The sequence below is a fragment of the Streptomyces sp. NBC_00178 genome (assembly GCF_036206005.1).
Classification (GTDB): Bacteria; Actinomycetota; Actinomycetes; order Streptomycetales; family Streptomycetaceae; genus Streptomyces.
Genome location: NZ_CP108143.1, coordinates 4439661 through 4457944, shown reverse-complemented (window position 1 = coordinate 4457944; position 18284 = coordinate 4439661). Strand labels below are relative to the sequence as shown.

21 protein-coding genes are annotated in these 18284 nt (G+C 72.9%); 2 read left to right on the top strand and 19 right to left on the bottom strand.

The window, feature by feature from the left end; genetic code table 11:
• Nucleotides 1–34 precede the first annotated feature (34 nt).
• The 3 genes from groL to OHT61_RS19630 form a co-directional block, all read right to left on the bottom strand.
• Nucleotides 35–1660 (bottom strand): chaperonin GroEL, encoded by a 1626-nt coding sequence (groL, locus tag OHT61_RS19640; protein ID WP_250287895.1) that lies wholly within the window; start codon nt 1658–1660, stop codon nt 35–37.
• Between the two features lie 99 nt (nt 1661–1759).
• Nucleotides 1760–2068 carry a co-chaperone GroES gene (groES, locus tag OHT61_RS19635; protein WP_003966899.1) on the bottom strand — a complete coding sequence of 103 codons (309 nt, stop codon included), beginning with the start codon at nt 2066–2068 and terminating at the stop codon, nt 1760–1762.
• Nucleotides 2069–2385: 317 nt separating this feature from the next.
• Nucleotides 2386–3324 (bottom strand): polysaccharide deacetylase family protein, encoded by a 939-nt coding sequence (locus tag OHT61_RS19630; protein WP_329043323.1) that lies wholly within the window; start codon nt 3322–3324, stop codon nt 2386–2388.
• 82 nt (nt 3325–3406) lie between these two features.
• On the opposite strand from OHT61_RS19630, the gene OHT61_RS19625 reads away from it, so the two are divergent.
• Complete coding sequence (locus OHT61_RS19625) at nt 3407–4630, top strand: THUMP-like domain-containing protein (RefSeq protein ID WP_329040074.1); 1224 nt, start codon at nt 3407–3409, stop codon at nt 4628–4630.
• Between the two features lie 73 nt (nt 4631–4703).
• Here OHT61_RS19625 and OHT61_RS19620 read toward each other — a convergent pair whose 3' ends face one another.
• From OHT61_RS19620 to tsaB, 8 genes are all read right to left on the bottom strand, one after another.
• The gene (locus tag OHT61_RS19620) at nt 4704–4976 is read right to left on the bottom strand and encodes a DUF1876 domain-containing protein (RefSeq protein ID WP_329040073.1); all 273 of its coding nucleotides are present in this window, start codon (nt 4974–4976) and stop codon (nt 4704–4706) included.
• Nucleotides 4977–5049: 73 nt separating this feature from the next.
• Nucleotides 5050–5511, bottom strand: a complete 462-nt coding sequence (locus OHT61_RS19615) for a VOC family protein (RefSeq protein ID WP_329040072.1) — start codon at nt 5509–5511, stop codon at nt 5050–5052.
• Nucleotides 5512–5583: 72 nt separating this feature from the next.
• A complete protein-coding gene (locus OHT61_RS19610; RefSeq protein WP_443049481.1) occupies nt 5584–6825 on the bottom strand; it encodes an RNA polymerase sigma factor in 1242 nt (413 codons plus the stop codon).
• Between the two features lie 76 nt (nt 6826–6901).
• Nucleotides 6902–7258: a YciI family protein gene (locus tag OHT61_RS19605; RefSeq protein WP_329040070.1), complete on the bottom strand. Its 357-nt coding sequence runs from the start codon at nt 7256–7258 to the stop codon at nt 6902–6904.
• A gap of 145 nt (nt 7259–7403) precedes the next feature.
• Nucleotides 7404–7673 carry a hypothetical protein gene (locus tag OHT61_RS19600; RefSeq protein WP_329040069.1) on the bottom strand — a complete coding sequence of 90 codons (270 nt, stop codon included), beginning with the start codon at nt 7671–7673 and terminating at the stop codon, nt 7404–7406.
• Nucleotides 7670–8770, bottom strand: coding sequence for a tRNA (adenosine(37)-N6)-threonylcarbamoyltransferase complex transferase subunit TsaD (gene tsaD / locus OHT61_RS19595; RefSeq protein ID WP_329040068.1), 1101 nt, complete (start codon nt 8768–8770; stop codon nt 7670–7672). The genes OHT61_RS19600 and tsaD overlap by 4 nt, the downstream gene beginning before the upstream one ends.
• The gene (gene rimI, locus OHT61_RS19590) at nt 8770–9258 is read right to left on the bottom strand and encodes a ribosomal protein S18-alanine N-acetyltransferase (RefSeq protein WP_329040067.1); all 489 of its coding nucleotides are present in this window, start codon (nt 9256–9258) and stop codon (nt 8770–8772) included. Before rimI ends, tsaD begins: the two co-directional genes overlap by 1 nt.
• Nucleotides 9255–9893, bottom strand: a complete 639-nt coding sequence (gene tsaB / locus OHT61_RS19585) for a tRNA (adenosine(37)-N6)-threonylcarbamoyltransferase complex dimerization subunit type 1 TsaB (protein WP_329043322.1) — start codon at nt 9891–9893, stop codon at nt 9255–9257. Before tsaB ends, rimI begins: the two co-directional genes overlap by 4 nt.
• Before the next feature lie 135 nt (nt 9894–10028).
• Here tsaB and OHT61_RS19580 point away from each other — a divergent pair, with 135 nt between their 5' ends.
• Entirely contained in the window at nt 10029–10619 is a 591-nt protein-coding gene (locus OHT61_RS19580) for a hypothetical protein (RefSeq protein ID WP_329040066.1), read from the top strand.
• 20 nt (nt 10620–10639) lie between these two features.
• On the opposite strand, the gene OHT61_RS19575 is transcribed toward OHT61_RS19580, so the two are convergent.
• The 8 genes from OHT61_RS19575 to glmS all read right to left on the bottom strand — a co-directional run bounded on the left by OHT61_RS19575 (nt 10640) and on the right by glmS (nt 18171).
• Nucleotides 10640–10825 carry a hypothetical protein gene (locus tag OHT61_RS19575; protein WP_329040064.1) on the bottom strand — a complete coding sequence of 62 codons (186 nt, stop codon included), beginning with the start codon at nt 10823–10825 and terminating at the stop codon, nt 10640–10642.
• A gap of 170 nt (nt 10826–10995) precedes the next feature.
• Entirely contained in the window at nt 10996–11529 is a 534-nt protein-coding gene (gene tsaE, locus OHT61_RS19570) for a tRNA (adenosine(37)-N6)-threonylcarbamoyltransferase complex ATPase subunit type 1 TsaE (protein WP_329040063.1), read from the bottom strand.
• 19 nt (nt 11530–11548) lie between these two features.
• Nucleotides 11549–12757, bottom strand: coding sequence for an alpha/beta fold hydrolase (locus OHT61_RS19565; RefSeq protein ID WP_329040062.1), 1209 nt, complete (start codon nt 12755–12757; stop codon nt 11549–11551).
• Nucleotides 12758–12810: 53 nt separating this feature from the next.
• A complete protein-coding gene (alr, locus tag OHT61_RS19560; RefSeq protein WP_329040061.1) occupies nt 12811–13965 on the bottom strand; it encodes an alanine racemase in 1155 nt (384 codons plus the stop codon).
• 61 nt (nt 13966–14026) lie between these two features.
• On the bottom strand, nt 14027–14401 hold the full coding sequence (locus OHT61_RS19555; protein ID WP_329040060.1) for a DUF488 domain-containing protein: 375 nt from the start codon (nt 14399–14401) through the stop codon (nt 14027–14029).
• A gap of 85 nt (nt 14402–14486) precedes the next feature.
• Entirely contained in the window at nt 14487–15938 is a 1452-nt protein-coding gene (locus OHT61_RS19550) for an NAD(P)H-hydrate dehydratase (protein WP_329040059.1), read from the bottom strand.
• Between the two features lie 4 nt (nt 15939–15942).
• Nucleotides 15943–16311, bottom strand: a complete 369-nt coding sequence (locus OHT61_RS19545) for a holo-ACP synthase (protein ID WP_327122262.1) — start codon at nt 16309–16311, stop codon at nt 15943–15945.
• Nucleotides 16312–16323: 12 nt separating this feature from the next.
• Entirely contained in the window at nt 16324–18171 is a 1848-nt protein-coding gene (gene glmS / locus OHT61_RS19540; RefSeq protein ID WP_329040058.1) for a glutamine--fructose-6-phosphate transaminase (isomerizing), read from the bottom strand.
• Nucleotides 18172–18284 lie beyond the last annotated feature (113 nt).

Genomic DNA, 18284 nt, shown 5'->3' with positions numbered 1-18284 from the left:
GGGGTACCGGGCCTCGGCCGCGTACGGAGCGGTACTAGTGGGAGTGGCCGTGGCCGCCGTGACCGGCGTCGGCCTCTTCCTCGGCCGGCTTCTCGACGACCAGGGTCTCGGTCGTGAGGAGCAGCGACGCGATGGACGCGGCGTTCTCCAGGGCGGAGCGGGTGACCTTGACCGGGTCGATGACGCCGGCCTTCACCAGGTCGCCGTACTCACCGGTCGCGGCGTTGAAGCCCTGGCCCTTGTCGAGCTCGGAGACCTTCGAGGTGATGACGTAGCCCTCGAGGCCTGCGTTCTCGGCGATCCAGCGGAGCGGCTCGACGGCGGCGCGGCGCACGACCGCGACACCCGTGGCCTCGTCGCCGGTCTTGCCGAGGTTGCCCTCGAGGACCTTGACGGCGTGGACCAGAGCGGAGCCACCACCGGAGACGATGCCCTCCTCGACCGCGGCGCGGGTCGCGGAGATGGCGTCCTCCAGACGGTGCTTCTTCTCCTTGAGCTCCACCTCGGTGGCGGCACCGACACGGATCACGCACACACCGCCGGCCAGCTTCGCGAGGCGCTCCTGGAGCTTCTCGCGGTCCCAGTCGGAGTCCGTGGACTCGATCTCGGCCTTGATCTGGTTGACGCGGCCCTTGACGTCGGCGGAGTCGCCGCCGCCGTCGACGATGGTCGTGTCGTCCTTCGAGACGGTGACGCGGCGGGCGGTGCCCAGCACGTCCAGACCGGCCTGGTCGAGCTTGAGGCCGACCTCCTCGGCGATGACGGTCGCACCGGTGAGGGTGGCGATGTCGCCGAGCATGGCCTTGCGGCGGTCACCGAAGCCGGGGGCCTTCACCGCGACGGCGTTGAAGGTGCCACGGATCTTGTTGACGACGAGGGTGGAGAGCGCCTCGCCCTCGACGTCCTCGGCGATGATCAGGAGCGGCTTGGAGGCACCGGCCTGGATGACCTTCTCCAGCAGCGGGAGCAGCTCCTGGATGGAGCCGATCTTGCCCTGGTGGATCAGGATGTACGGGTCGTCGAGGACGGCCTCCATACGCTCCTGGTCGGTCACCATGTACGGCGACAGGTAGCCCTTGTCGAAGGCCATGCCCTCGGTGAACTCGAGGTCCAGACCGAAGGTGTTGGACTCCTCGACGGTGATGACACCGTCCTTGCCGACCTTGTCCATCGCGTCCGCGATGAGCTCGCCGACCTGCGGGTCCTGCGCGGAGAGCGCGGCCACGGCGGCGATGTCGGCCTTGTCGTCGATCGGGCGGGCGGTCGCGAGGAGCTCCTCGGACACGGCCTTGACGGCGGCGTCGATGCCCTTCTTCAGGGCGGCCGGGGAGGCACCCGCGGCGACGTTGCGCAGACCTTCGCGGACGAGGGCCTGGGCGAGCACGGTGGCGGTGGTGGTGCCGTCGCCCGCGACGTCGTTGGTCTTGGTGGCCACCTCCTTCACCAGCTGGGCACCGAGGTTCTCGTACGGGTCGTCGAGCTCGACCTCGCGCGCGATGGTGACACCGTCGTTGGTGATGGTGGGGGCGCCGAACTTCTTGTCGATGACGACGTTGCGGCCCTTGGGGCCGATCGTCACCTTCACCGTGTCGGCAAGCTTGTTGACGCCGCGCTCAAGGGCGCGACGGGCGTCCTCGTCGAACTTCAGGATCTTCGCCATGGGCTGAGCTGTCCTCTCAAACGAACTGCGCCCCTCGCCGCCCGGCTAGTGATCTCGCAGGGGGCCAGGGGCGCAGAACGGAAGCAAACGTTAAGTGAATTACTTCTCGACGATCGCGAGAACGTCGCGGGCCGAAAGGACGAGGTACTCCTCGCCGTTGTACTTCACCTCGGTGCCGCCGTACTTGCTGTACAGGACGACATCGCCGGTCTTGACGTCGAGCGGAAGGCGCTCGCCGTTCTCGAAGCGGCCCGGGCCCACGGCCAGGACGACGCCCTCCTGGGGCTTCTCCTTGGCGGTGTCCGGAATGACCAGGCCGGAAGCCGTGGTCTGCTCGGCGTCGAGCGGCTGGACCACAATGCGGTCCTCGAGCGGCTTGATCGCAACCTTGGAGCTGGTGGTCGACACGATCCGGTCTCCCCCTTCGGAGATCTCACGGGGTTTAACAGTCTGTGGGTGGCGACCGGGCCGATCCGTCGTCGCGGGTGCCGGACCTGTCCTGTCGCGCGGTTGTGCTGGCACTCTCCATCGGTGAGTGCCAGCACAGAGACTATGACCGCGATTAGCACTCGGTCAAGCGGAGTGCCAATTCACCACCCTCGCGTGGCGTCGCGGGACCGCTCACGCCCGGACAACGAGGGAGACCACCGCGGTGTTCCGGCGGCGCGCCGTCCCGCCGGCCCCTCCGCACCCCCGGTCACCGGAGCCCCTGACCGCCCGACCCGTCAGACGTAGTCCTCCAGCCGGGCCACGGCGTAGCCCTTGTCCGTGATCGTCTTCATGACCCGGCGGATCATGTCGGCCATGGACCCCTCCCAGTCCTCGCGTCCGCGGAAGTGGGTGAGGACGATGTCGCCGGGGTGCAGGTCCTGGTCCCACTCGCGCCACTCCATGTGGTCGGGGAACGCCTCGGCCGCCCACAGCGGGACGGCCTCGATGCCGCAGGACTTCGCGACGCGCAGGGTGTCCCCGTTGTAGTTGCCGTACGGCGGCCTGAAGAGGGTGGGCCTCTTCCCGAAGTACTTCTCGATCTTGTCCTGCTCGCCGCAGATCTCCCGCCGCTGCTCGGACTTCGAGAGGCCGGGCAGATAGCGGTGGTTCAGCGTGTGGTTGCTGAGGGTGACCCCGCGGGCCTGCATGTCCTTGAAGTAGCCGTAGTCGTCGCTGACCACGTAGTCGCTGAGGAAGGCGCTGTAGGGGATCTTCAGCTCCGTCATCATGCGCAGGAGTTCGGGGTCCTTCTCCGCCCCGTCGTCCATCGTCAGGAAGACGATCCGTTCCTTGGTGGGAACGGTGGTGAAGACGGGGGGAAGCGCCTCCCCGCCCTCCACCTCGAAGCCCTCGCGGGTGGTGATGTGCGGCTTACGGGCCGGCGGTGCCGGTGCGACGAGCGGGACCTTCGCCAGGCCCCACTTCTTCGCGACCGCGACCCTGGCGGCCTGCTGCCGCTCCAGCCGTTCGGCGCGTGCGGCGGCCTCGGCGGCGGGCCCCGGCCGGGCGGCGGCCCCCGGCTGCCCGGCGGCCGGTCTCCCGTGGTCCGCGGTCTCCCCGTCCGTACCCGCGCACCCGGAGGCGACGGCGGCGGCCAGCAGTGCGGCCAGGACGGCGCAAGCCGGTCTGTACCGCTTCGCGGCAGATTCTTCTTTTTGTCGTACTAGCTGCATGGCGCCGCATCCTGCCAGCAGCACCCCGGCCGCCTCCGGCGACACCTCCACCCGGCCCGCCGGGTCCCCCGGCTGGCTCACAATGGATCGTGTGAACGCCCTTCCCCCCGCCGGCCCGGCCGACCCGCTCGCCTCCTTCGCCGCCCTGCGCACCCCGCAGGGGGCGGCCCTCCTGGAGGAGCTCCGCGACCACGACCCCGCCCGCGAACTGGCGACGGCGACCCGTCTGCGGCGCTCCCACCCCGCCGCCCTGGTGTCGGCGGCCCTCGGCCAGGCGCGGCTGCGGCAGCGCGCGATGGCGAAGTTCGGGGCCGAGGACGCGTTCCGCATGTTCTTCACCCCCGACGGCGTGGAGCAGGCGACCCGCACCTCCGTCGCCTCCTACCGCGCGGAGCGGTTCGCGGAGCGCGGCGTGCGCAGTGTGGCCGACCTGTGCTGCGGGATCGGTGGTGACGCGATCGCCCTGGCCCGCGCGGGCATGAGCGTGCTGGCCGTGGACCGCGACCCGTTGACCGCGCTGGTGGCGCGCGCCAACGCCGAGGCGCTCGGCCTCCAGGATCTCGTCGAGGTGCGGTGCGCCGACGTCACCGGGATCGACACCTCGCCGTACGACGCGGTCTTCGTCGACCCGGCGCGTCGCGGCGGGCGCGGCCGGATCTTCGACCCGGAGGCCTACTCGCCGCCCCTCTCCTGGGCGACGGAGGCCGCGCTGAAGGCCCCCCGCGCGGCGCTGAAGATCGCCCCGGGGGTCCCGCACGAGGCGATCGGCCCGCAGGCCGAGGCCGAGTGGATCTCGGACGGCGGAGACGTGAAGGAGGCCGTGCTCTGGTTCGGCGAGGGCTTCACTCCCGGCGCCTACCGGGCCACCCTCCTGCCGTCACGCGCGACCCTCACCTCCGCCGGCCCGCTCCCCTCCCCGCCGGTCGGTCCCGTCGGCCGGTACCTGTACGAGCCGGACGGCGCCGTGATCCGCGCACACCTCGTGGCCGACATCGTCGAGCGGTGCGGCGGCAGGCTCATCGACGAGACGATCGCCTACGTCACGAGCGACGTCCCGTACACGTCCGACGCCACGGCCGCGTACGAGATCACCGACCAAATGCCCTTCAACATGAAGAAGCTCAAAGCACTGCTGAGGGAGCGTCAGGTCGGCGTCCTGACGGTCAAGAAGCGGGGTTCCGCGGTCGAACCCGAGGAGCTGCGCCGCAGGATGAAGCTCCAGGGGCCGCACTCGGCCACCGTCTTCCTGACCCGGGTGGCCGGGGCCCCGACGATGCTGATCGGGCACCCGGTGAAGCCTTCCTGAGGGCTCCACCGGGGACGCGTCCCGCGTCACCGAAAGCGGCCGGCCGGGGCCCGGCACCCGCGTGTGCGGACGGTCAGGTCAGCGGGTACGACGTGCGGCCGGACGCGTCGTCGATCTCGTCGTGCGCCTTGGTGAGCAGCTTCATCGCGAGTTCGTTCAGCGCGCGGGCACCGGCGATCTCCTCGCCCACCCGCGGCTGCTCCGCGTCGGAGGGGTGGCGGCTGGCGTATCCGTGGGCCCGTACCTCGGTCCCGTCGCTGAGCCGTACGAGGGCCGCCGCGCGGGTGCGGTGGGTGTCCTCCTCGAATTCCAGCTCGACATGCCATCCGACGGTGGTCTCCATCATGACGGTCACCTCCCGGAGTCCCTGTTTCCAGGGTGCGCTCCTTCCCCGGCCCGCGCACGGCGTGGCCGGGGGGTCAGGCGTCCCGGAGCGCCTGGATGTCCAGCTTCCGCATGCCCATCATGGCCTTCATCGCCCGTTGCGCGCGGGCCCGGTCGGGGCCGGCCAGCAGCTCCGGGAGCTCGCGCGGCACGATCTGCCAGGACAGCCCGTACTTGTCCTTCAGCCAGCCGCACTGGCTCTCCTCACCGGCTTCGGTGAACTTCTCCCACAGCCGGTCGACCTCCTCCTGGTCCGCGCAGTCCACGCTCAGCGACACGGCCTCGTCGAAGGTGAACTGCGGGCCGCCGTTGAGGCCCACGTACTCCTGGCCGGCGAGCACGAAGTCGACGGTCAGGACCGATCCGGCCAGTTCCGTCCCCTCGGGCCAGCGGGTGACGTCCTCGATGCGGGAATCACCGCCGAACACCGAGACGTAGAAGGCGGCCGCCTCCTCGGCCTGGTCGTCGAACCACAGACAGGGCCTGATCTTCTGCATGGTCTCTCTCCTCCGTGCACCGCGCCGCTCCTCAGGACGCTGTGCACGGTAGACCGCGGCGGGACCCGGAACTCATCGGGACACGCGCTCGGCCCGTGCGAGCAGCAGCTCCCGCTCCCGCGCGTTACGGGTCAGCTCGGACGCCCGGACGAACGCGGCTCGCGCCTCCTCCCCGCGCCCCAGCCGCTCCAGCAGGTCGCCCCGCACGCTGGGCATCAGGTGGTATCCCGCGAGGGACGGTTCGTCCAGCAGCGCGTCGGTCAGGGCGAGGCCCGCCTCCGGCCCCTCGGCCATCGAGACGGCCACCGCCCGGTTCAGCTCCACCACCGGCGACGGGGCGGCCCTGACCAGCCGGCCGTAGAGCGTGGCGATCGCCGGCCAGTCGGTGTCGGACCAGCTCACGGCGCGGGCGTGGCAGGCGGCGATCGCGGCCTGCAGTGTGTACGGACCGGGGGCACCGCCCAGCGCGTGCGCACGTTCCAGGGCGGCGAAGCCCCGCCGGATCAGCAACTGGTCCCAGCGCGCGCGGTTCTGCTCGGCCAGCAGGAGCGGAGTGCCGTCGGCGCCGGTCCTGGCGCGGGTGCGCGACGCCTGCAGTTCCAGGAGCGCCACCAGTCCGTGGACCTCGGGTTCCCCGTCCATCAGGCCGGCCAGCAGCCGTGCGAGCCGCAGCGCGTCCTCGCAGAGCGCGGGGCGCAGCAGGTCGTCCCCGGCGGTGGCCGCGTACCCCTCGTTGAAGATCAGGTAGATCACGTCGAGCACGGAGCCGAGCCGGGCGGAGAGCTCGGGCCCCGACGGCACCTCGAAGGGCACGCCCGCGCGCCCCAGGGTCCGCTTGGCCCGGACGATGCGCTGGGCGACGGCCGGCTCCCCGGCCAGGAACGCGCGGGCGATCTCGTCGGTGCGCAGGCCGCCGAGGAGGCGCAGGGTGAGGGCGACGCGCGCCCCGGTGGAGAGCACCGGATGGCACGAGGTGAAGATCAGCCGGAGCACGTCGTCGTCGATGTCGTCCGGGCCGGCCGGTTCGGGCGGCGGCACGTCCTCCAGCGCCCTGCCCACCTCGGCCAGCTTGCGGGCGTAGGTCTCCCTGCGGCGTACGAGGTCGATCGCGCGGTGCTTGGCGGTGGCCATGAGCCAGGCCCCGGGGCGGTCCGGTACTCCGGTCTCGGGCCACTGCTCCAGCGCGGCGACGAGGGCGTCCTGCGCGATCTCCTCGGCGATGCCCACGTCCCGCACGATGCGCGCCGTGCCGGCGATGATCCTGGCCGATTCGATCCGGTACACGGCCTCGACGGCGCTGCTCGTTGCTGTCACGGGCACCCATCAGAGCAGCCGGGGGCGGGCGCGGCAAGGATCCGCCGCCCGCCCCGGTCGCCGCCGTCCGTGCCGGTCAGCCTTCGGCGATCTCGCGGATCTCGGAGGTGATCGTCCAGTACGGCTCGTGGACGGCGAGGAAGCGCTTGGTCCACTCCAGGATCTCGGCCCTGTCCTTGGCCTGGATGAGCGCGTAGCCCCCGATGACCTCCTTGGTCTCGGTGAACGGCCCGTCGGTGACGGTGAACTCGCCGTTCGACCAGGTGACCCTGGTGCCCTCCGAGGTCGGGGTGAGGCCCGCGGTGTCCAGCAGGACACCGGCCTTGGTCATCTCCTCGATGAGCGCCCCCATGCGCTCCAGCAGCGCTTCGCTGGGGCCCCCGGGCGGGGTGTTCCGCTCGTCGATGCGGACCATCGTCAGATAGCGCGGCATGGTGTCTCCTCGGACTCGGGAAGCGGGGCCGTTCCCCGCCTCTCACTCCTGCGTCGAACGGGAGGGGCCTGGATCGACACCTCCGGGAGCTTTTCCCGGATTTCTTTTCCGGCGGGTGCCCGGTCCGGCGGCCGGCGGGTCCGGATCAGCCGCCGGCGGGGCCGAGGGACTCGAAGCGCCACCGGTGGACGGCGCGGGTGATCAGCCCGGCGTCCGGCTCCGGCAGCTCCGGCAGCTCGTCGTCGTACGCCGCGTCCCACCAGGTCAGCACGAGGACCCGGTCGCCGGGCGCGCGCAGCAGTTCGCTGCGCAGCGGCTCGCGGGTCAGCCCGGCCGCCCTGGCCCGCGCCCACTCCAGCAGCTCCGCGCCCCTGCCCTCCGCGGCGCGGGCCTCCCACATCAGCGCGACGGTCATGAGTAGAGGTTGTCCTTGCTGACCTCGTGGATGTGGTCGTGGTCGTGGCCGTGCGCGCCCGGCACGTGCGTCTCGGTGACCGGCAGCGAGGAGTCCGCGGACAGCTCCCAGTCCGAGGCGGGGCGGTTGCGGGCGACCATCTCGGCGCCGAGCGCGGCGACCATGGCGCCGTTGTCGGTGCACAGTCCGGGCCTGGGGACCCGCAGCCGGATCCCCGCCTTCTCGCAGCGCTCCTCGGCGAGCGCCCGGAGCCGCGAGTTGGCCGCGACGCCGCCGCCGATCATCAGGTGGTCGACGCCCTCGTCCTTGCAGGCGCGGACGGCCTTGCGGGTGAGGACGTCGACGACGGCCTCCTGGAAGGAGGCGGCGACGTCCCGTACGGGCACGTCCTCGCCGGCCGCGCGCTTCGCCTCGATCCAGCGCGCCACGGACGTCTTGAGCCCGGAGAAGGAGAAGTCGTACGCGGGGTCGCGCGAGCCGCTCAGTCCGCGCGGGAAGGCGATCGCCTTCGGGTCGCCCTCCCTGGCCAGCCGGTCGATGACCGGGCCGCCGGGGAAACCGAGGTCGAGCACCCGGGCGATCTTGTCGAAGGCCTCACCGGCGGCGTCGTCGATGGTCGCGCCGAGCGGCCGTACGTCGTTGGTGATGTCCGGGGCCAGCAGCAGCGAGGAGTGCCCGCCGCTGACCAGCAGGGCCATCGTGGGCTCCGGCAGCGGGCCGTGCTCCAGCTGGTCGACGCAGATGTGCGAGGCCAGGTGGTTCACCCCGTACAGCGGCTTGTTCAGGGCGTACGCGTAGGCCTTCGCGGCCGACACGCCGACGAGCAGCGCCCCGGCGAGCCCTGGACCGGCCGTGACCGCGATGCCGTCGAGGTCGCGGGCGCTGATCCCGGCGTCCTTCAGGGCGCGCTCGATGGTGGGGACCATGGCCTCCAGGTGGGCGCGGGACGCGATCTCCGGGACGACGCCGCCGAAGCGCGCGTGCGTGTCGACGCTGGAGGCGACGGCGTCGGCGAGGAGCGTGGTCCCGCGCACGATGCCCACGCCGGTCTCGTCGCAGGAGGTCTCGATGCCGAGTACGAGCGGTTCGTCAGCCATCAGTCTGTCTCTGTTCCTTGTACGGTCAGGCGCATGACGAGTGCGTCGATGTTGCCCGGCTGGTAGTAGCCGCGGCGGAAGCCGATGGGTTCGAAGCCGAAGCGTTCGTAGAGCTTCTGCGCGCGGGTGTTGTCGACGCGGACCTCCAGGAGCACGGCGGTGCACTCGAAGGCGGTGGCGTGCCGGAGGAGGTCGGTCAGGAGCTCGGAGCCGAGGCCGCCGCCCCACTGGGTGCGGCTCACGGCGATGGTCTGGACGTCGGCGAGGTCACCGGCCGACGCGAGTCCCGCGTAGCCGACGATCCGGCCGTCGGGGTCCTCGGCGACGACGTAGCGGTGGGTGGCGCGGGGCCCGCGGGCGCGGGCGAGCTCCGACCAGAACATGCCGGCCGACCAGGCGTCGTCGGGGAACAGTTCGTGCTCCAGCTCCAGGACGGGATCGATGTCCCACCACCGCATCTCCCGGAGCACAGCGGTCGCGGTGGTCACTTGGGGGTGACCACCTTGTAGTTCTTCGGGACCTGCGCGTCGGGCCTGCGCAGGTAGAGCGGCTGCGGCGGAAGCAGCCCGGCGCCGGCGGCGAGGCGTTCGGCGGCGAGGGAGGCGAGCGCGCCGGCGGAGACGTGCTCGGGTCCGCGCGCGTCCGGGAACGCCTCGGGGTAGAGCAGCGCGCCGGCGCCGGCCACGGGCAGGCCGGCGAGGGAGCCGGCGATGTCGGCGGGGCGGTCGACCCCGGGTTCTCCCACCCGCGTGCGGACGTCGTCGTAGCGCGCCCAGTAGACCTCCTTGCGCCGCGCGTCGGTGGCGACGGCGAAGGGGCCTTCGAGTCCGGAGGCGTGGGCGAGGGCGTCGAGCGTGCACACCCCGTGCACGGGGAGCGAGAGCGCGGACCCGAAGGTCGCGGCGGTCACCAGGCCGACGCGCAGCCCGGTGTAGGGGCCGGGTCCGACGCCGACCGCGATGTCGGTGACGTCGTCGAGGCTCACCCCGGCCTCGGAGAGGACCCGGTGGACGGCGGGGAGCAGGAGTTCCCCGTGCCTGCGGGCGTCGACCTGTCCGGTCTCGGCGACGACGGAGGACCCGTCGTGGAGGGCGACGGTGACGGCGGGGGTGGCGGTATCCATGGCGAGCAGCAGCACACAAACAGCCTACGGCTCCGCCGACGCGGCCACGGCAGCCCGTTCGGCGTCCCGGTCCGCCCGTCCGCTGCTGGTAGCGTCGCCCGGGATACGCGAGTACGACGTAAACGCTTGTACGACATGCGACGAACGGCATCCGAAAGGGGACGTCAGGTGGCAGGGAGAAGCTCGGGAATCGTGGCCGGGCTCACCGCCGCGGCACTGGCCGCGGTCTGTTTCCTCGCCTACCAGGCGTCGGCGAACGCGCCCGACTCGGTCGTCGCCCCCTCGGCCCAGGCTTCCGGGCCGTCCGCGCAGCCCTCGGGGAAGCCCGACGCGCCGAAGCAGCCGCTGGCCGTTCCCGAGGACTCCGACACCGGAGCGCGCGTCGTGTACGCGCTGAAGGACCGCAGGGTGTGGATCGTCGGCAGCCAGGAGCAGGCGCTGCGGACCTTCACCGTCATGCCGAGCACCGTGGACCCGCTGCCCGGCGTGTACCAGGTGACCTCGCGCTCCGGCAGCATCAAGGGCTCGGACGGCGTCATGATCGAGCACGTCGTGCGCTTCGCGAACGTGGACGACGTGTCCGTCGGCTTCAGCGCCGCCCAGGACAACTCGATGAAGAGCCCCGACCCCGCCGTCAGGACGGGCGGGGTGCGCATGAAGCGCACGGACGGGAACGCGATGTGGACGTTCGCCACGGTCGGCGCGAAGGTCGTCGTCGTCCCGTGAGCCCGGGGTCCGCGCCCCGCCTAGGCGGCGTCGCGGTCCTCGCCCGGCCTCACCGGCTCCGCGTCCTCGCGGTCCTCGCGCGGCGGCGTCGAGACCGCCGTCGCGGCGGCGCAGGAGGCGAGCAGGTCCTTCATCGACACCGCGGAGGGCGACGGCGGCTCCGCCTGCGGCGACTGGGGCTGCACTTCACGCTCGGGTGCCGGCATGGATGCCTCCTCGGGCCTCGGTGAGAGACGTGGTTAGGTACACCTAACCCATCCCTGTACCCCATGTGACCACGCCGGGGCTCCCCCGCGCAACATTTTACCGACGCCCTGTCGGAAAGCATCCCCGCACGGGCCCGCCGGACGCATCCGCGAGCCGTTCGCCCGCGCCCTCAGCGAGCCGCCAGTTCCGCGCGCAGCCGCGCCCAGCGCTCCCCGATCCCGACCAGGGTCACCGTGCGGCGCTCGTCGTCCGTGTCGCCGACCGCGCGGTCGATCAACACGCGCAGCCGGTCCTCGGAGAGGTCCTCGACCTTGCCGTCGCCCCACTCCACGACGATCACCGACTCGGGCAGCGACACGTCGAGGTCCAGGTCCTCCATCTCGTCCAGACCGCCGCCCAGCCGGTACGCGTCGACGTGGACCAGCGCGGGCCCGTCGCCCAGCGGCGGATGGACCCGGGCGATCACGAAGGTCGGCGAGGTGACGGCGCCGCGCACACCGAGGCCCTCGCCGAGACCCCGGGTCAGGGTGGTCTTGCCCGCGCCGAGCTCGCCGGTGAGCATCACCAGGTCGCCCGGGGCCAGCACACCGGCGATCCGGCGGCCGAGATCCTTCATCTCTTCGGGGGACTCGACGGCGAGAGCCAGGGTGACGGTGCCCGGTGCGGCGGTGCCGGCCGCCGGGCCGTTGTGCGCTGCTTCCATGCCGACCCACGTTAGAGGATCAGCGCGCCTCGGCCGGAACCGCTCCGATCCGTACCAGCAGGTCCGCGAGCCGGTCGGTGACCGTCTCCGGGTGCTCCAGCATGACCAGGTGACCGGCGTCCGGCACGATCACCAGCTCCGCGTCCGGCAGCTGGTCCGCGATGGCCTCACTGTGCGAACTGGGCGTGACCAGGTCCTTGTCGCCGGCCAGGATCAGGACCGGCAGGCTGCTGAACGCGGGCAGCGCACCGCTCTTGTCGTGCTCGGTGAACGCCGGGTAGAACTCGGCGACCACGTCGATCGGGGTGGACTCGATGAGCCGCTCCGCGAACCGCGCGACGGCCGGGTCCACGTCCCGCGACCCGAACGAATAGCGCTTGATCAGCCCTGCGAACAGATCGGCGGTGGCCCGCCTGCCGCGCTCCACCAGCTCCGCCTGCGAGCCGAGCGCCTTCAGCACACCGGGCAGCACCCGGCGCACCGCGTTGACGCCGGCCACCGGCAGACCGAAGTTCACCTCGCCGAGCTTCCCGCTCGACGTGCCGACGAACGCCACGGCGGCCACCCGGTCGCGGATCAGCTCCGGGTAGCGGTCGGCGAGCGCCATTATCGTCATGCCGCCCATCGAGTGCCCGACCAGCACCAGCGGGCCCTCGGGCGCGGCAGCGTCGATGACCGCCTTGAGATCACGGCCGAGCTGGTCGATGCCCACCGGCACGCCCTCGGCCTGCGCCCGGCCGCGCTCGGAGCGGCCGTGGCTTCGCTGGTCCCAGTGCACGGTGCGGACCAGTCCGCGCAGCGCCGCCCGCTGGAAGTGCCAGGAGTCCTGACCCAGGCAGTAGCCGTGGCTGAAGACGACGGTGACGGCCGCGGGGTCCTTGCGGCCGAAGAGCCTGCGCCGGCGCGACCCGCTGCCAGCGGGGGCGCTCGCCCGGCCCGCGCCGGTGTCCGGTTCGGTCTCGTCCACCTCGTAGTAGAGCTCGGTGCCGTCGTCGGCGACGGCGCGGCCGGGCCGGCCGCGCAGGGACCCGTACGGGCCGGAGGCGTCCAGCGCGAGGCGGGCCTTCTTCCGCATGCCCCGGCCCACCGTGAGCCGCTCGACGGCGACACCGGCGGCGGCTCCCGCGGCGATGACGCCTATCGCCGCCCCGGCGACGCCCGCCCGGCGCCAGCCGGCCGCCGCGACGGCCGCGGTCGCCATGACGTCCTCGGCGCTGGTCTCGCTCACCGTGCCGTGCTCCTTCGTCGTCGTCGTTGTCGTCGGCGGGCCGGGCCGGGACGTCAGCCCCGGCCGGAGTCCTCGTGGAGGTGGACGCGGGGGACGCGCGCACCGATGCGCGTGACGATCTCGTACGCGATGGTGCCGGCCGCGACCGCCCAGTCCTCGGCGCTCGGCTCGCCCCGGTCCCCCGGCCCGAACAGCACCGCCTCCGCGCCCGCTTCGAGGCTGTCGCCCTCGAGGTCGACCACGAACTGGTCCATGGCGACGCGGCCGGCGACCCGGCGGACGGCACCCCCGACGAGCACGGGCCCCCGGCCGGAGGCGTGGCGCGGGACGCCGTCCGCGTAGCCGACGGGCACCAGGGCGAGGGTCGTCTCGGCGGAGGTCGTGTAGTGGTGGCCGTAGCTGATGCCGTGCCCCGGCGGCACCTGCTTGACCAGGGCGACCGAGGCGGCGAACGTCATCACGGGGCGCAGCCCGAAGTCGGCCGGGGTGCCCAGCTCGGGGCTGGGCGAGATGCCGTACATCGCGATCCCGGTGCGCACGAGGTCGAAGTGCGACTCGGGCACCGTGAGCGTCGCCGGGGAGTTGGCGATGTGCCGCACCTCGGGCGTCACGCCCTCCTTCTCCGCGTACGCCACCATGTCCCGGAAGACGTCCAGCTGCGCGGCGATCGAGGGGTGCCCGGGCTCGTCGGCGCAGGCGAAGTGCGACCACAGGCCGGTGACGCGCAGGACGCCCGCGGTCTCGGCGGCGCGGGCAGCGGAGACGAGCTGCGGCCAGTCGGCGGGCTGGCAGCCGTTGCGTCCCAGGCCCGTGTCGGCCTTGAGCTGGACCCGGGCAGGTACCCCTGCCTCGGTGGCCGCGGCGACGACCTCGTCGAGCGCCCACATGCCGCTCACCGAGACGTCGATGCCGGCCTCCACCGCCTCGCGCCAAGGGCCGCCCGGCGTCCACAGCCAGCACATCAACGGGCCGCCGATCCCGGCGGCCCGCAGCGCGAGTGCCTCCTGCGGGGTGGCGGTTCCCAGCCACGCGGCGCCCGCCTCCTGCGCGGCCCTGGCGCAGGGCACGGCCCCGTGACCGTAGGCGTCGGACTTCACCACGGCCATGAGCTGCGCGCCGGACGCCCGCGCGCGCAGTGCGCGCACGTTGGCGCGCAGTGCGGCGAGGTCGATCTCGGCACGGGCTCTCAGGGTCGCTGTCTCGTTCATCGCGCCCAGTCTCTCAGAGGCGTGGGCCCGCGCCCTCGACCTCCCGTGCCCGGTGAGGCGGTCACCGCTGTCCGAGGGCGTGCTCCAGATGGTCGACGAGAACCGGGACGTGGCTGGCGGGAACGTCCTTCACCGCCGTCACGAAGGTGACCGGGCCGCCGGCGCGCAGCAGGTCGAGCAGGTCGCCGACGGCCCCGGCGTGGGCCGGATCGCCGAGTTCGGTGCGGTAGCGGTCCACGAAGTCGTCGTAGCGGTCCCGGTTGTCGTGGAACCAGGTGCGCAGTTCCTTGGAGGGAGTCGCGTCCTTGGCCCACACGTCGACGGCCGCGTGCTCCTTGGAGACCCCCCGCGGCCACAGCCGGTCGACGAGCACCCGGGTGCCGTCGTCGTCCTCCGGCGGGTCGTACACCCTGTGTACGCGTACGGCACTGCCCATGTCCGACCACCGTCCCTTCCCGGTTCCCCGGCGTTCCACGGCGCTCTCCGCTCTCCGGCGTGAACCGGCCCGGGACAAGCCTGGATCAGGCGCGCACATCCCGCCACGCCGCCGGCACGGCGTCCGCGACGTCCTGTGCGGCGACCGGCGCCCCGTCCGACGCCCGGCGCGCCGCGAGGCCGTGCAGATAGGCGCCGACGGAGGCGGCGTCGCGGGGCGCGAGGCCCGCCGCGAGCAGGGAACCCGTCAGCCCGGACAGCACGTCCCCGCTGCCCGCCGTGGCCAGCCAGGACGTGCCGGTCGGGTTGATCCGCACGGGTGCGTCCCCCGCCTCGGCGACGAGGGTCGTGGACCCCTTGAGCAGCACCGTCGCGTCGTAGCGCGCGGCGAGTTCCCGCACGGCGGCGAGCCGTCCCGCCTCGATCTCCTCGCGCGGCACCCCGAGCAGCGCGGCGGCCTCGCCGGCGTGCGGGGTCAGGACGGTGGGGGCGGTCCGCGCGCGGACCGCTCCGGCGTCCATCAGCCGCAGCCCGTCCGCGTCGACGAGGACCGGGACGTCCGCGGCGAGCACGTCGGCCACCGCGCCGGCGGCCGACGAGGAGTCGCCGAGCCCGGGACCGACGACCCAGGCCTGGACCCGTCCCGCCTTCGACGGCGGCCCCGGGTGGACCAGGACCTCCGGGAAGCGGGCGATCACGGCGTCGGCGCCCGGGCCCGCGTACCGGACGGCTCCGGCGCCGCCGTGCAGCGCCCCGGCGACCGCGAGCACCGCCGCCCCCGGGTACCGCTCGGACCCGGCGGCCACGCCCACGACCCCGCGCCGGTACTTGTCGCTCTCCGCGTCGGGCACCGGCAGCAGGGCCGCGACGTCGGCGTACTGGAGGGCCTCCAGGTCCGGGCGGGCGGGCAGTTCCGGGCCCAGGCCGATGTCCACCAGGCGCAGGGCTCCCGCGTGTCCGGCGGCCGGATCGACGAGCAGCCCCGGTTTGTACGCGCCGAAGGTGACCGTCGCGTCCGCGCGCACGGCGGCCCCGAGCACCTGCCCGGTGTCCGCCTCGACGCCGCTCGGCAGGTCCACGGACAGCACGGGCGCGTGCCCCCGGGTGACCGCCCGCACCAGGTCGGCGGCGCCGGGGCGCAGGCCGCCGTGTCCGCCGATCCCGGTGATGCCGTCGACGACGAGGTCGACGGGGCCGAAGGGGCCCGGGTCCGGGCCGTCGAGGACCTGTCCGCCCGCGGCCAGCAGGGCGGCGAGCCCGGCCCGGTGGACCTTGTCCGGCGCGGTCAGGACCGCGCGTACACCGGCCCCCCGCCGCGCCAGCCGGGCTCCCGCGTAGAGGGTGTCGCCGCCGTTGTCGCCGCTGCCGACGAGGAGCAGCACCCGGGAGCCGTAGACCCGGCCGTTGCGCCGCAGGAGGTCGCCGCAGGCCACCGCGAGCCCGGCGGCGGCGCGCTGCATGAGCGTGCCCTCCGGGAGCCGCGCCATCACGGCGCGCTCGGCCGCCCGTACGGTCTCGACGCTGTAGGCATGTCGCATGCGCTCAACCCTCCGCGATCACCACGGCGGACGCCACCCCCGCGTCGTGGCTGAGGGAGACGTGCCAGCTGCGCACGCCGAGTTCGGCGGCCCGTGCGGCGACGGTGCCGCGCACCTCCAGCCGGGGCCGGCCGCTCTCCTCGACGCACACCTCGGCGTCGGTCCAGAGCAGCCCGCCCGGCGCGCCCAGTGCCTTGGCCAGGGCCTCCTTCGCGGCGAACCGTGCCGCCAGTGAGGCGATCCCCCGCCGCTCCCCGCCGGGCAGCAGCAGCTCCCGCTCCAGGAACAGCCGCTCGGCGAGCTGGGGTGTGCGCCCCAGCGCGGCGCCGAACCGCTCGATCTCCGCCACATCGATCCCGACCCCAATGATCACGCGCTCACTCACTCACTCGACAGTCACGGACTTCGCCAGATTGCGCGGCTGGTCCACCTCGTTGCCCCGGGCGGTCGCCAGCTCGCAGGCGAACACCTGCAGGGGCACCGTGGCCACCAGCGGCTGGAGCAGCGTAGGCGTGACCGGGATCCGGACGAGGTGGTCGGCGTACGGCACGACCGCCTCGTCGCCCTCCTCCGCGATGACGACGGTACGGGCTCCACGGGCCCTGATCTCCTGGATGTTCGAGACGATCTTGTCGTGGAGCACGGAGCGGCCCCGCGGCGACGGCACGATCACGACGACCGGCAGGCCCTCCTCGATCAGCGCGATGGGTCCGTGCTTGAGCTCTCCGGCGGCGAACCCCTCGGCATGCATGTAGGCGAGCTCCTTGAGCTTCAACGCCCCTTCCATGGCCACCGGATAGCCGACGTGCCGGCCGACGAAGAGCACGGTGTCGTGGGCGGACAGCGAGCGGGCCAGTTCGCGTACCGGCTCCATGGTCCCGAGGACGCGTTCGACCGCGCCGGACATCTCGGAGAGCTGGCGCACGACGGTGCGGATCTCGTCGCCCCACTTGGTGCCGCGCACCTGCCCCAGGTACAGCGCGACGAGGTAGCAGGCGACGAGCTGCGTCAGGAACGCCTTGGTGGAGGCGACGGCGACCTCGGGCCCGGCGTGCGTGTAGAGGACGGCGTCCGACTCCCGGGGGATGGTCGAGCCGTTGGTGTTGCAGATGGCGAGGACCTTCGCCCCCTGCTCACGCGCGTGCCGGACCGCCATGAGGGTGTCCATCGTCTCGCCCGACTGCGAGATGGCGACGACGAGGGTGCGCTGGTCCAGGATCGGGTCGCGGTAGCGGAACTCGCTGGCGAGCTCGGTCTCGCAGGGCAGCCGGGTCCAGTGCTCGATGGCGTACTTGGCGATCATCCCGGCGTGGAAGGCGGTCCCGCAGGCGATGATGACGACCTTGTCGACCTCGCGGAGCACGCCGGGCGGGATGCGCACCTCGTCGAGGTGGAGCGTGCCCGAGCCGTCGACGCGGCCGAGCAGCGTGTCGGCGACCGCCTTGGGCTGGTCGGCGATCTCCTTGAGCATGAAGGAGGCGTAGCCCCCCTTCTCCGCCGCCGACGCGTCCCAGTCGACGTGGTACTCGCGCACGTCGGCGGGGAAGCCGTCGAAACCGGTGACGGTCACCCCGTCCCGGCGCAGCTCGACGACCTGGTCCTGACCCAGCTCGATCGCCGACCGGGTGTGCGCGATGAAGGCGGACACGTCGGAGGCCAGGAACATCTCGCCCTCACCCACGCCCACCACGAGCGGCGAGTTGCGCCGGGCCCCGACGACCGTGCCGGGCTCGTCCGCGTGCACGGCGACCAGGGTGAACGCACCCTCCAGCCGCCCGCACACCTGCCGCATGGCGTCCGCCAGGTCACCGACCGACGAGTACGCCTCGGCGAGCAGGTGGGCCACCACCTCGGTGTCGGTCTCGGAGGCGAGGGCGTGGCCCCGCCCGGCCAGCTCCTCGCGGAGCGACGCGAAGTTCTCGATGATCCCGTTGTGGACGACGGCGACCCGGCCGGCGTTGTCGAGGTGGGGGTGGGCGTTGGTGTCGGTGGGCCCGCCGTGCGTGGCCCAACGGGTGTGCCCGACCCCCGCGTTCCCGGCCGGCAGCGGCCGGTCCTTGAGTTCCTTCCCCAGATTGAGGAGCTTGCCCGCCTTCTTCGCCGCGGCCAGCCCGCCGTCCGCGAGGACGGCGACCCCGGCGGAGTCGTATCCCCGGTACTCCAGCCGCTTCAGCCCCGCGACGACGACGTCCTGCGCCGACTGCAACCCGACGTAACCCACGATTCCGCACATATCGGCACCCTAAGGCCCCTGCCTGCCGCAGCCCAGGGCCATGCGTGTGTCGGGCCCGGACGGCCGCCGGAAAGTGCCTGTCGCCGCACGGCCCGCGGGGCACCGGGCCGAGC

What these genes read in the sequence shown, in the direction of transcription:
- OHT61_RS19620 (WP_329040073.1), bottom strand. Translation starts at nt 4,976, where the DNA reads ATGATGGAGACCACCGTCGGATGGCATGTCGAGCTGGAATTCGAGGAG.
- OHT61_RS19580 (WP_329040066.1), top strand. Translation starts at nt 10,029, where the DNA reads ATGCGACGAACGGCATCCGAAAGGGGACGTCAGGTGGCAGGGAGAAGC.
- tsaB (WP_329043322.1), bottom strand. Translation starts at nt 9,893, where the DNA reads ATGGATACCGCCACCCCCGCCGTCACCGTCGCCCTCCACGACGGGTCC.
- OHT61_RS19575 (WP_329040064.1), bottom strand. Translation starts at nt 10,825, where the DNA reads ATGCCGGCACCCGAGCGTGAAGTGCAGCCCCAGTCGCCGCAGGCGGAG.
- glmS (WP_329040058.1), bottom strand. Translation starts at nt 18,171, where the DNA reads ATGTGCGGAATCGTGGGTTACGTCGGGTTGCAGTCGGCGCAGGACGTC.
- tsaE (WP_329040063.1), bottom strand. Translation starts at nt 11,529, where the DNA reads ATGGAAGCAGCGCACAACGGCCCGGCGGCCGGCACCGCCGCACCGGGC.
- OHT61_RS19555 (WP_329040060.1), bottom strand. Translation starts at nt 14,401, where the DNA reads ATGGGCAGTGCCGTACGCGTACACAGGGTGTACGACCCGCCGGAGGAC.
- tsaD (WP_329040068.1), bottom strand. Translation starts at nt 8,770, where the DNA reads ATGGCTGACGAACCGCTCGTACTCGGCATCGAGACCTCCTGCGACGAG.
- OHT61_RS19600 (WP_329040069.1), bottom strand. Translation starts at nt 7,673, where the DNA reads ATGACCGTCGCGCTGATGTGGGAGGCCCGCGCCGCGGAGGGCAGGGGC.
- OHT61_RS19605 (WP_329040070.1), bottom strand. Translation starts at nt 7,258, where the DNA reads ATGCCGCGCTATCTGACGATGGTCCGCATCGACGAGCGGAACACCCCG.
- OHT61_RS19630 (WP_329043323.1), bottom strand. Translation starts at nt 3,324, where the DNA reads ATGCAGCTAGTACGACAAAAAGAAGAATCTGCCGCGAAGCGGTACAGA.
- OHT61_RS19615 (WP_329040072.1), bottom strand. Translation starts at nt 5,511, where the DNA reads ATGCAGAAGATCAGGCCCTGTCTGTGGTTCGACGACCAGGCCGAGGAG.
- OHT61_RS19625 (WP_329040074.1), top strand. Translation starts at nt 3,407, where the DNA reads ATGGATCGTGTGAACGCCCTTCCCCCCGCCGGCCCGGCCGACCCGCTC.
- OHT61_RS19550 (WP_329040059.1), bottom strand. Translation starts at nt 15,938, where the DNA reads ATGCGACATGCCTACAGCGTCGAGACCGTACGGGCGGCCGAGCGCGCC.
- groL (WP_250287895.1), bottom strand. Translation starts at nt 1,660, where the DNA reads ATGGCGAAGATCCTGAAGTTCGACGAGGACGCCCGTCGCGCCCTTGAG.
- alr (WP_329040061.1), bottom strand. Translation starts at nt 13,965, where the DNA reads ATGAACGAGACAGCGACCCTGAGAGCCCGTGCCGAGATCGACCTCGCC.